We start from the raw sequence: 10,614 nt of genomic DNA, 5'->3' as shown, positions 1-10,614 counted from the left end.
TCGTATCGAGTGCTTCGCGAAGTGCCAATCCACCCGCATCGCTGGTGGTGGCATCGCCGCTTAGTTGAACATGAACAGAGCCGTTGCAGGTCGGTGACCAGGACGGTAATCTTTCACCCATAGCGAATGGCCCTCTTGCATCAGGTTCTTGCCGGAACGTACTGATTTTTGTAGAGGTTACCATTCGCTATCTTCGTTTTCAGGCCTGCGTCGTGAATAACCCGGGATCAAAGCATGATGTCTCGATAGGCATGATATCTCTCTGATGAAGCAATTGATGATGCCCTCAGGGTGATTGATCACGAGGCAATATGTCTAATCCATCTGCGATAGCCCTGCCTCATGAATGAGGCAGGTTGAGGGCATGCTGAGATTTCTGCTATGTTTGATACTTAGTGCCCGCGACGGAACCAACCAACGATTCTAATTGTGCAGATGAGCGTAGCGTTGCGAATTCCCGTAAACCGTCTTCATGGGAAGTGCTCGAACGATGGTTAAGTCCCAATCCAGTACCTTGATTCGCTGTCCGGTGCCTGATGTCTTTGGCTTCGTGGTGACCGATTTTGTCCGCAACTATCCGCGGTGGTCTCCCGAGGTCCAAGAGCTGACGCCCCTGAGCAGCGGACCACTGTCCGTCGGATGGATGGCACGGCAGGTGAGAATAGACCAAGGGCGACGTTCCGAGGCCGATTTCAGGGTCATTGAGCTAGAACCTGATCGCCAAGTGTGTTTCAAAGGCATCAAGGATCCGTTTGTCATCAACTACATTTTCGAACCGCAACAGGACTATACGCGGCTCACCTTCAGTTTCGAGCTAGCCCGCCTGAACTTCGCTATGCGCCCATTCGAAAAACTCATTCGCGTAGCAGTCAAGGATGGCACTGATCGTGTTGTGCGTGATCTTAAAATACTGGCCGAACGGGAGCTTGGTCAAAAGAAGACGACGGACTAATATTATCGATATCGCGCCCCCTGGCTGGAGTTACCATGCTATTTATTCCTGATAAAGATACTGGCGTTATCCCGCACGTGCTGACACAAATTCTGGACACTTGCGTCAATGGAGTAACCCTCTCCGACCCGGACCAGCCAGACTCTCCAATTATTTATGCCAATGCCATTTTCGAGCAGTTGACGGGCTACAGTCAGGAAGAAATTCTGGGTCGCAACTGTCGCTTCCTACAGGGTGAGGATCGTGATCAGCCCGAGCTAGATAAGATCCGAGCTGCCCTTGAAGTGCACGATTCCGTTGAGGTGACGCTGCGAAACTATCGTAAGGACGGCACGCTGTTTCACAACCGGCTGATGATTCAACCACTGCATGACACCTCGGGTCATTTAATCTATTACCTTGGGGTGCAATACGATGTAAGCGAACTCGTTAATGCACGGGCAGAGATCGAACGCCTTGAAAATATTTTGAAAACCCCTTCAACTGATTGATCGTCATTTGAGTATTTTCTTCCGCACACTGTATTCCATCCTACTCGAGTGAAACTTGAATGCATGAAAAAGCTGCGCTTCCGATGCAGTCATTCACATGGCCACTGAATCGCATCGGCAGACGATGCGCGATTACATGTCCAAAAGTAATTTACTGTCCTTCCTCACTAACGACCTCGCAATTGATCCATGGAGCCTGAGTTTGTTCGATATAAATGGCTCTTATTCGTTGATTAGCGCTTCTCTGGTGTCGAAGTCCTCTTCAGCGACATACTTGTTCAGGAAGTCTATTAGCGCCCGTACTGCTGGCAATAATCCTCGCCGAGAAGGAAAAACGGCATGCAAGACCCCGCCCCGAGTTGTCCAGCCCGGCAGCACATCGATCAGACGTCCCGCCTTCATATCCTGCATTCCCACAAGCAACCCCAGCTTGACAACTCCTAGCCCTTCTAGAGCGGCGGCATGCAGTGTCTCAGCGCTGTCGTTGACCAGCCGAGGGTGGTGGTTAATTTGCATGCTCGTTCCTTCCGGACCTATCAGATCCCAGCAGTGGCGATGGTCATACGGCTCAAAATCAAGGCTTGGCAACTCAATGAGATCCTCAGGACCGCGAGGCTTTGGCCGCTCTGAAAATAGGGACTGGGCTGTCATCAATCGTTGAGGGCTGGCACCTGAATCCGTGATGGCAGCGCCGACACTTTCCCTATCGGCGCCAGCACGTATTTTTTGACCACCGATGCCGTCTCAATCGACCAATACATGCCGTCCATTGCCGACGCTTGTTGCATTGGTCGGCGTTGATAGCCTGTTTTGTCATGCCTTTCCACCCGCCAAGCGCTGTGATGCTGGCTGTGGGTGATCCTCAGCCTTCTATCTAGTGGCGTTGTCCGACAGACGATCAGCATGACGTTCCTCGCGGATAGCGCAAGCGACTTCGCAGGGTGTTCAAGACAGTCATGCGCCCAACATCCTGCTCGACGTCGAGGATGATCTGACGCGCCTTGTGAATCACGAGAGCTGCACGATGCACCAATTCCTACAACACCGTCCGTAGCCGGCGCCGCTTGGCGGGGTGGCGGGCCGGGCTTAGCTCGCCGTTCATGCCCAGCTGCCCCATCAATCGCTGGATGTTGTCGGCCAGCTGGGCGAGATGCAGGATCAGATCGTGGGTGGCACGCGCCTGATAGCGCTTGATCACCGCCTCCGGCGCCTCGTCCAGGCTGGTCCACCCGCCTTCCAGCTCATACGCCGGTTCGAGCAGCAGCTGGCCATCGCGATCGGCGGTGCGCTCCACCAGGCGCATCACGCGCTTGACGACGTAGACGACCTTGTTGTCGTCGCGGATTGAGACAGTCTGTGCCCACAACGCCGGGCGTTTGCCAGGGCGCAGCTCTTCCCAATAGTCCGCCGCCACTGCCCGCCAGGTGTCCTGATCGGCCGTGTCCGAGCCATGCGGGTTACATTTGACGAGATAGTTGAGCTGGCGACCCATGTCAGCAAATCGGCTAACCGGCACGTCGCTGGTTTCGTGCGCGTAGAGGCTCCTCCCATCCCACTGCTTGGGCCTTAGCCGGGCAGGCTCCAAGCCCCCGGCAGCCTTGCGTGCCGCAGCCACGGCGCTACTGTGGTGAGAGTGGCTGTGCTGATGTGCGGTCATTGTGGCATCAAGGGGCTTTTGCCCAAGCGGACTCGAGCCGGTTGATAACTCGGCGTTGCAGGGTCGGATCACCGTGATACATAGCCTCCGCCTCACGATGCCAGAAGGGAATGTGTACTGTCGCTTCTGGGCTGTGTTCGACTTGGCCTATCAGCAATGCCAGCCGTACCCGCTGTGCGTCGGGGGGTGCAGCAGCTAGTTGTTTGAGAGAGCTCTCCCAAAGAATGGCATCTCCGCAGTTATAGTCGAAGGGAGTGGTGGCGGCTGCTACCAGCGCGGCGACTTCATTGCCAAATGCCTCCACTATTGCATCTTGCTCCGTAGGGCCAGTGCTGTTGAGTAATACGAGTGTTGCGACAGCTGTCAGCAGATCAGCGTTCTCGTACTCAGCCACCACTTCACTGGCGTAGACAAGAATAGCGGCATGACCCTCGCGAAGTGAATCAATGCTGACCATGTCGAATGGTAAGTCGTCCAGCTCTTGCTGTTGCGCTGCATAGTGCGTATCGCAAAAGCGTTGGAGAGGACCGTGTGGGTTGAGTGGTGAGCTGCCAGCATCGACTTTTTTCATGCTGAAACGACACGATCCTTGCCCAGGCCTTTTGCCTCGTACAGGGCAAGATCAGCCCGCCTGAGGGTATCTTTGTATGAGCGGTCTGCTGGCGCCATGGTTGCGATGCCAATGCTGGCGGTGGCGACGATATTGCCTACCGAAAACCGGCTCAGCTCCTTTCTAAAGCACTGATGTAACCGCTCGGCAAACCTTTCAATTACCCACAAGTCATCAGCTATATAAGGATTCTATTGATCAACTGAAGCCTGATGTGTTTCGTTGTCCAGTAAGTTCAACATGAGAAGAGGCGTAAATATGGGACAACGCTGGGTGGAGGAGGAAATGACTGGCTGCGACTTGGGTGACGCACGATTGAATCAAAGGTTGGCAGTAATGCTCGAAGCGCTCGGTGATCGGCCAGACAAATCATTGCCCACCGCATTCCAGGGTTGGGCGAATACCAAGGCCGCCTATCGCTTCTTCGCGAATGAGAATGTCAGCGAGGACAAGATATTGGAGGGGCATTTTGCCGCCTCCGCTTTGCGCATCCAAGCCACCGATGGCCCCATATTGATCCTGCAGGATACAACCGAGTTTTCCTTCAAGCGCTCGTCACCCGAGAAAATTGGTTTCACCCATGAATCAACCGGGCGCAAGATGAAAGAGGGACGGCATCACAAATACACCGTCTGCGGGCTTTTGATGCACGCCAGTCTGGCTATCACACCGGAAGGGCTGCCATTGGGTCTGACAGCCGCCAAATTCTGGTCGCGGGACAAATTCAAAGGCGCGAATGCTCTCAAGCGCAAGGTTAATCCTACCCGCGTACCAATCGAACAGAAAGAAAGTATGCGTTGGCTCGACAACTTGCAACGTTCCACTGAGCTTACAGGGTCACCTGAACGGTGCGTGCATATCGGTGACCGAGAGAGCGACATCTTTGAACTCTTTTGCCTGGCTCAGGATCTTGGCACTCACTTTCTGGTCCGAAGCTGCGTTGATCGTCTTGCCGAGGATGGAGGAACGACCATTTCTCAAATGATGGCAGAGACCCAGGTCAGCGGGACACACGACATTCATTTTCGTGATGAACGCGGCAATCAACAACAGGCTACACTGTCGGTCAAGCATGCAGAGATGACAGTCTGTCCACCTATTGGAAAGCAGAAAAAATATCCAAAACAAAAGCTTGGGATTATTTTTGCGGAAGAGATTAGCCCACCTGAAGGGCGTTCCCCCATTATCTGGAAACTGATCACAAACCTTTCCGTCGCCACTCACGCTGACGCAGTGCAAAAGCTTGTCTGGTATTCACGGCGCTGGAACATCGAGACATTCTTCAAGACCTTGAAAACTGGCTGCCGAATTGAGGATATACGCCTCGCCACAGCGGGTCGACTCGCCAACTGCATTGCGCTCTGCTGCGTCGTGTCCTGGCGAATATCATGGTTGACCATACTTCGGCGCCAATTCTCAACGGCCTCTCCGGCAGCTGTTTTTACTGATATCGAAAGAGCTCTTCTCGATCGATCTATGCCGTTAAACAGACAGGACGCACGACGCGATATTGCCTTCTATATGACCGCTGTCGCTCGTCTAGGTGGCTACCTGGATCGCTCAAGTGATCCTCCACCAGGAACAACCGTCCTATGGCGAGGCTTCATCCGCTTAGCAGATCTCGTCGCAGGATTCCAAACTGCAAATCCAGATGCATCATCGACTTGTGGGTAATTGAAAGTCGGCAAACTGCACCGCGTGCTCACGTTCAGTATTGGGGAGGGCAACCACAAACTCATCCCCTCCAAAGCGACAGGCCGTATCGGTTTTCCGAAGCTCTAACCGACAAACATTGGCCACGGCAAGGATCATCTCATCCCCCACGTGGTGGCCCTGGGAATCGTTGATCTTTTTGAGGTTGTCCAGATCGAACATCAAAATGGAGGTCGGCACCGAATGCCGCTCGAATAACTCATAGTGCAGAGTCAGGTCACGCTCCAGTTTCCTGCGGTTAAAAAGGCATGTGAGCTGATCGGTGTCGCCCAGTTCACGCAGCCTGATTTCCAGATCGTGTCGCTCTGAAATGTTACTCGCGACCCAGAGCACCACCGCCTCACCGTCCACCACGAAATCCAGGGCTTGAATACGCCCTTCAAACCAGATCGGCACCTCGGGCCCCTCTTCGGGCAAACCTTTCACATCTTTATTGCTTAACTCGTATTCTTCGACCACCAGCTTTCGGGACGCCAGCGCCCGGTCGATCTGTTCGAGAAACCAGCTTGCCTTATGTGGTCTAATCAGGTCTGAGATGTACAGCCCGACGAGGCCGGTACCGTCGTGGTAATAGCGAGTATCACGGCCACCGAACACAGCCACGTATTTGCCACTGTGAGATAGGATAAATGCCGGGTCCGGCAAGGCCTCCAGAACCGCGGTCATGTGCTCAATATTGATCATGAAAGGGGCTTCCCAACTATCGTAATATGTTACACGGTATCTAGATTAGTCTTCCGTGTGAACAACTCTGTTACTCCAATACTTCTGCCGCCTGTGAGAGCTGCGAAGACAGGGAAAACAATGGCATCGGTCAGCTGGCAGAGGCGATCAACGCCGGTAATGCACCCGAAGTGCTGGCTATTATCACCGGCAAGCAGTACACCGACTTGGCACGCATCAAGCTGTCGGCCATCGCGCCCTACAAGTCGCTCACATCGCTCACATCGCTCGCAATAGAAGAATGCAAGGATAGCGAGAATGCTCGGGGGCTGCGCCATTACCTGACGGAGGTCCGCCGCCAGGAGCAACGACCCGCGACCACTGCTGGTAAAGACAAGTGGGATGCTTGGGCAAAAGCGATCCTCAAGACGCATACGGCCTTTCAGCTGCTGACGCCGCTGCGCCAGGGTCCTTACGGCGTCGACGCACTCAGCGAACGCATCGAGCAGGCGCTGACCCGTGAGGGGCTAGTTCAACTTCAGCCTGGATGCGCTTGCTGTCGGTAATATCGTGAAAGCTCCACACACGGCCAATGGCGTCACCATCGATTACCGGCTGAGAGTAAATCTCAAGAAAACGACCATCAAGCAGTTCAATGGTATCGTGGAGGATATCGCGACTTTTATAAAGCCGATCAATGTGTTCAAGGTGATCGCCTTCATCTGAGCGTTTTACATTGTCTTGTGTCCGCCTGAGAAGGTCCCGCTCATCCACCCCTTGAGGGACCTGTAACGCTGACAGTCCCCAGAGTTCGCAGAAGCGGTCGTTGGCGAAACGCACACGACGATCAGGTGCCACCGCCAAGATACCGTCCTGGGTGGCATCCAAAGTGGCAGTGAGTTCCCGCTCGCGTGCTTTGAGATCCAGCTCGGCCTGCTTTAACTGTGTAATTTCGGTGCGAATCGAGACGTATTGGTAGGGTTGGCCCGCCTCATCGAGAAAGGGCGTGATGGTGGATTCCACCCAGTAATAACTGCCATCCCGGCGGCGATTACAAATCTCGCCATTCCATACCTGGCCGCTGCTGATGGTTAGCCACATCTGACGATAGAAGTCCGGGGAGTGAATGTCGGATTTCACGATGCCGTGGTTCTTTCCCAACAGCTCCTGGCGGGAATAGCCGCTGATCTCGCAGAAGCGATCGTTAACCTCAATTATGTTACCGCGGCTGTCGCCGATACTGACGATGGCGTGATGATTGAGTGTCAGGTGTTCGCGCTGACGCTCGTAGAGCGAGGTCTCAAGGCGCCGGCGGATGACATTGTGCTGACGACTACGACGCGCACGCATCGCTACAGCCTTCGCGAAGTGCTCGGGCTCCACCGGTTTGACCGGGAAGTCATCGCCTCCCAGGCTCAGCGCATGAAGCTGCTGCTGGAGATCGGTTTCTGCGGAGAGAAACAGAATCGGCAGTTCAAGATAGTTGTCCCGCTCGCGCAGAATCGCGGCAAGTTCGGGGCCGCTTACCTCGGGCATATGTAAATCAAGCACGACGACTTCCGGCGACCACTGCGCCATGGTCTCAAGCAGTTCCAGCGGCTTGGCCAGCGAGCAAACTTCCATACCGGCACTTTCGAGGGCCAGCGCCTGGCTTTCCAGCAGCAGGGGATCATCATCCACCAGTAGGACGCGGTAGGGCGTCGGGGGGTGGCGCCCGCTCAAGTCATCCAACAGTTGGGCTAAACCCGTGGCGTTCACCGGCTTGGTTAGGTAACGGCATGCCCCGGCCCGCAGAGCGGCCAGCCTAGCCTCCAAATCATCACGTACCGATATCACCACGGCGGGAATGCCCTCGTGGCCACCAAGGCCGAGTTCCTGGATCAGCTTGGCTCCCTGCAGGGTGCCGTTTTCCAGCACCATATCGACGATTACCACCGTTGGCGACTCAACGGCGGGTTCGCTAAGTGCCTGACGAAAGGCCTCGGCCAGGGTGAAACCCTGTACGCGATAACCCTGTTCTTCCAGTGCCTGATTAAGGTGAGCTAACTGGAGCGCATCGTCCTCAAGCAAAAATAGCAGCGGCTGGGAAGAGGGGAGCTCGGGTGCAGCAGGGGCGCTTAAATGCTGTTCGTTGTGCGAGAGGGTTTGGCGTGCCACTGCCAGCATGTTCTCAACGGCATCCTTGAGTGCGGCTTGCCGGGAAAGCGTGGGCGGTGTCTCATCCGCCAACTCGCGCTTGACGAGTTTCTCCAAGGCGCGAGCACTTTGAGAAACCGCCGGCATGCCGAAGGTGCCAGCGGTACCGGTCAGGCGGTGCGACAGCGTGTGAAACGTCTCAAGCTCAGCCTGGTGCTTTAGCGGGTCTGTCTCTGACGAGAGCGCAACCAAATGTTGGCGCGGCGTCTCCAGGCGTTCGGGCAGCTGGTCGCAAAACTGTTGGCGAAGGGCCTCAAGGGCTTCTTGCGGCGAGGTCATGGAGCCGCCCCGTGCCATAGAGATTTCACCTGATGGGGCAGGGCCATCGGATCAAAGGGCTTGGCGATCACCCCGCAGGCACCTAAGGAGAGGTAGCGCGAGACCTCTTCGGGTTGCACCCGGGCGGTCATGAAGGCCACGGGCACTTGGGCAAGCGCCGGCTTTTGGCGCAGGGCGGCCAGAGTATTGGGGCCGTCCATGCCGGGCATCATGACATCGAGCAGGATCATCTCCGGCGTAAAGGTCTCGACCGCTTCCAGCGCCTCAGTGCCGGAGCTGCAGAGCGTCAGCGTGAAACCACCGAGGGTTTCAAGGGCCAGTCTGACCACGGCCTGAATATCCGGGTCGTCTTCCACGCAGAGAATTCGCTCAAGCATCAAGAAGTACCCCTCGGATTTTTGCATTCGTCATCTTGCGGCTCGCCAATGGCGGCTAGCAGTGCCTCGGGGCTTGCCCACGTCTTGAGTAGTACTTCATCTACCTCGGTTTCCACGGTCACGGAGACCCCTTGAGCGGTGAGAACGACAATGCGAGCCTTAGGCTGATAAGCACGAATCTCGGGTATTAGTTCCCAGCCGCTGCCATCCGGCAACCCGATATCAAGCAGGATCACATTAAAGCGCTCAAGGGCTATCCATGCCCTTGCTTCAGCGAGGCTCTTGGCATGCTCGAGAGTGATATTCGCGCCCATTTGGGCCTTGAGTACGCGGGGCAGATCGAGATCATCTTCAACGACGAGTATCTGCCAATTATCAATTTTCGCGGCGTCTGCATCCGTCGATATTGGCTCGATGGCCGTCGGCGGTGGAGTATGTGCTGAGGCAATATCAGGCAGCGGGGTGACCGGCAAGGTGAAGTAAAACCGAGCGCCTTCGCCCTCGACGGAGTGAAAACCGATTTTGCCGCCCATGCGCTCGACGATTTCGCGGCTGATAGCAAGCCCTAGGCCGGTGCCTTGCTGGGTGCGGGTGTCGATGTTTTCTGCCTGGGTGAACTTCTCGAACAGTTGCGCCTGAAACTTGGCAGGAATGCCCTGACCATGATCCTGGACGCTGATTTCAACTATCCCGCCCTTACGCTCGGCACTCAACTCCACTTGGCCACCGGTATGAGAGAACTTCAGCGCATTGGAAAGCAAATTGGCCAGCACCTGCTCCAGACGCTGAGGGTCCACCGTTATTGTCGTCTCAGGAAGGGGTTCATAGACCTCGATGGTGACATCACGCTCACGGCTTAAAGTCACAATGGCTTCCACTGCTTGATGAATCAGTGGCGCCAGGGATTCTGCCTGCATGTCAAAGCGCATCTTGCCGGCGGCGAGCTTTTCCATGTCGAGTAGGTCATTGATCAAGAACGCCAGACGCTTGCTGTTGTTGTGCGCGATATCAAGCATCTGGTTGGCCTGGGGGGAGTGTGTCCCCAGCATGCCGCTGGCAAGAAGCCTAAGCGCCCCCAAGATGGAGGTGAGCGGGGTACGCAGTTCGTGGCTGACCATGGAGACAAAGTCGGCTTTCATCTGCTGGGCGCGTTCGCGCACTTGCTCCAGGGTCTGCTGGTTGATTTCCGCTTCGACACAGGCGGCAACATCGGCAAGTAGCTTTTGCTCGCTGTCTTCGAGCCTGCGCGGGGTAGGGTCAAGCAGGCAGAGGGTGCCCAAGGCATGGCCGTCTGGAGTGTACAGGGGCATGCCGGCGTAAAAACGGATGAAGGGTGCCCCGGTGACCAGCGGGTTGTCGTGAAAGCGTGGGTCCTCCCGGGCATCCGTGACTTCGAAGATCTCCCGGGCAAGAATCGCGTGACCGCAAAACGAGATGTCGCGGGGCGTCTCGTTCGCCTCTAGCAGTCTGTCGGATTAAGGGGCGCGAATCGCAGAAGCAGCGCCCCTTCGTTGGTTTTTCCGCAGGGTAAGCAATCCTGCGGTTGGAAAGGCGCTTTCGCCTTCTACAGCCTTGTCTTGTGCCGTCTCTTGGCCCCTACAGCGCGTGCTATCAGGGTAAGGGGCGCCCCTTACCCTGTGGTCAGGCGGTGCATCCGCTTGATGTTCCAGGCCATG

12 protein-coding genes and 1 pseudogene are annotated in these 10,614 nt (G+C 55.8%); 4 read left to right on the top strand and 9 right to left on the bottom strand.

All coding sequences use genetic code 11. The features are described from left to right. The first annotated feature begins 490 nt into the window (after positions 1-490). Both DU506_RS19630 and DU506_RS19625 read left to right on the top strand, forming a co-directional pair. Positions 491-952, top strand: coding sequence for an SRPBCC family protein (locus DU506_RS19630; RefSeq protein ID WP_114488557.1), 462 nt, complete (start codon positions 491-493; stop codon positions 950-952). A 35-nt stretch (positions 953-987) separates the two neighbouring features. Then, positions 988-1,443: a PAS domain-containing protein gene (locus DU506_RS19625; RefSeq protein WP_114488556.1), complete on the top strand. Its 456-nt coding sequence runs from the start codon at positions 988-990 to the stop codon at positions 1,441-1,443. 222 nt (positions 1,444-1,665) lie between these two features. Here the strand turns inward: DU506_RS19625 and DU506_RS19620 are convergent, their stop codons facing one another. The 5 genes and pseudogenes from DU506_RS19620 to DU506_RS19600 form a co-directional block, all read right to left on the bottom strand. Then, complete coding sequence (locus DU506_RS19620) at positions 1,666-2,094, bottom strand: LysR substrate-binding domain-containing protein (protein ID WP_114488555.1); 429 nt, start codon at positions 2,092-2,094, stop codon at positions 1,666-1,668. Continuing rightward, positions 2,094-2,348 carry a hypothetical protein gene (locus tag DU506_RS19615; RefSeq protein WP_114488554.1) on the bottom strand — a complete coding sequence of 85 codons (255 nt, stop codon included), beginning with the start codon at positions 2,346-2,348 and terminating at the stop codon, positions 2,094-2,096. Before DU506_RS19615 ends, DU506_RS19620 begins: the two co-directional genes overlap by 1 nt. Beyond that, positions 2,342-2,944 (bottom strand): annotated as a pseudogene (locus DU506_RS19610) (transposase family protein); the annotation flags it as partial. The gene DU506_RS19615 and the pseudogene DU506_RS19610, both read right to left, overlap by 7 nt. A 163-nt stretch (positions 2,945-3,107) precedes the next feature. Next, complete coding sequence (locus DU506_RS19605) at positions 3,108-3,671, bottom strand: hypothetical protein (protein WP_114488552.1); 564 nt, start codon at positions 3,669-3,671, stop codon at positions 3,108-3,110. Next, positions 3,668-3,880, bottom strand: a complete 213-nt coding sequence (locus DU506_RS19600; RefSeq protein WP_235825813.1) for a diguanylate cyclase domain-containing protein — start codon at positions 3,878-3,880, stop codon at positions 3,668-3,670. Before DU506_RS19600 ends, DU506_RS19605 begins: the two co-directional genes overlap by 4 nt. Before the next feature lie 88 nt (positions 3,881-3,968). Between DU506_RS19600 and DU506_RS19595 the strand changes: the two genes are divergently transcribed. Then, entirely contained in the window at positions 3,969-5,384 is a 1,416-nt protein-coding gene (locus DU506_RS19595; RefSeq protein ID WP_114488550.1) for an IS4 family transposase, read from the top strand. On the opposite strand, the gene DU506_RS19590 is transcribed toward DU506_RS19595, so the two are convergent. Beyond that, on the bottom strand, positions 5,367-6,107 hold the full coding sequence (locus DU506_RS19590) for a GGDEF domain-containing protein (protein WP_114488549.1): 741 nt from the start codon (positions 6,105-6,107) through the stop codon (positions 5,367-5,369). The genes DU506_RS19595 and DU506_RS19590 overlap by 18 nt on opposite strands. A 170-nt stretch (positions 6,108-6,277) precedes the next feature. On the opposite strand from DU506_RS19590, the gene DU506_RS21500 reads away from it, so the two are divergent. After that, on the top strand, positions 6,278-6,652 hold the full coding sequence (locus DU506_RS21500; RefSeq protein WP_147273786.1) for a hypothetical protein: 375 nt from the start codon (positions 6,278-6,280) through the stop codon (positions 6,650-6,652). Here the strand turns inward: DU506_RS21500 and DU506_RS19580 are convergent. From DU506_RS19580 to DU506_RS19570, 3 genes are read right to left on the bottom strand one after another with little or no spacing between them, the layout of a single operon-like run. Further along, on the bottom strand, positions 6,576-8,561 hold the full coding sequence (locus DU506_RS19580; RefSeq protein ID WP_181870831.1) for a response regulator: 1,986 nt from the start codon (positions 8,559-8,561) through the stop codon (positions 6,576-6,578). The two genes, DU506_RS21500 and DU506_RS19580, sit on opposite strands and share 77 nt — an antisense overlap. Next, positions 8,558-8,965, bottom strand: a complete 408-nt coding sequence (locus DU506_RS19575; protein ID WP_235825811.1) for a response regulator — start codon at positions 8,963-8,965, stop codon at positions 8,558-8,560. The genes DU506_RS19580 and DU506_RS19575 overlap by 4 nt, the downstream gene beginning before the upstream one ends. Then, a complete protein-coding gene (locus tag DU506_RS19570; protein ID WP_268877349.1) occupies positions 8,938-10,374 on the bottom strand; it encodes an ATP-binding protein in 1,437 nt (478 codons plus the stop codon). Before DU506_RS19570 ends, DU506_RS19575 begins: the two co-directional genes overlap by 28 nt. Positions 10,375-10,614 lie beyond the last annotated feature (240 nt).

It is taken from the genome of Vreelandella rituensis (assembly GCF_003336665.1).
In the GTDB taxonomy this organism is placed as follows: Bacteria; Pseudomonadota; Gammaproteobacteria; order Pseudomonadales; family Halomonadaceae; genus Vreelandella; species Vreelandella rituensis.
The sequence above is the reverse complement of the archived record's forward strand: the minus strand, read 5'-3'. Positions and strand labels throughout refer to the sequence as shown.

What these genes read in the sequence shown, in the direction of transcription:
- DU506_RS19605 (WP_114488552.1), bottom strand. Translation starts at nt 3,671, where the DNA reads ATGAAAAAAGTCGATGCTGGCAGCTCACCACTCAACCCACACGGTCCT.
- DU506_RS19625 (WP_114488556.1), top strand. Translation starts at nt 988, where the DNA reads ATGCTATTTATTCCTGATAAAGATACTGGCGTTATCCCGCACGTGCTG.
- DU506_RS19620 (WP_114488555.1), bottom strand. Translation starts at nt 2,094, where the DNA reads ATGACAGCCCAGTCCCTATTTTCAGAGCGGCCAAAGCCTCGCGGTCCT.
- DU506_RS19580 (WP_181870831.1), bottom strand. Translation starts at nt 8,561, where the DNA reads ATGACCTCGCCGCAAGAAGCCCTTGAGGCCCTTCGCCAACAGTTTTGC.
- DU506_RS19595 (WP_114488550.1), top strand. Translation starts at nt 3,969, where the DNA reads ATGGGACAACGCTGGGTGGAGGAGGAAATGACTGGCTGCGACTTGGGT.
- DU506_RS19630 (WP_114488557.1), top strand. Translation starts at nt 491, where the DNA reads ATGGTTAAGTCCCAATCCAGTACCTTGATTCGCTGTCCGGTGCCTGAT.
- DU506_RS19615 (WP_114488554.1), bottom strand. Translation starts at nt 2,348, where the DNA reads ATGCTGATCGTCTGTCGGACAACGCCACTAGATAGAAGGCTGAGGATC.
- DU506_RS19590 (WP_114488549.1), bottom strand. Translation starts at nt 6,107, where the DNA reads ATGATCAATATTGAGCACATGACCGCGGTTCTGGAGGCCTTGCCGGAC.
- DU506_RS19575 (WP_235825811.1), bottom strand. Translation starts at nt 8,965, where the DNA reads ATGCAAAAATCCGAGGGGTACTTCTTGATGCTTGAGCGAATTCTCTGC.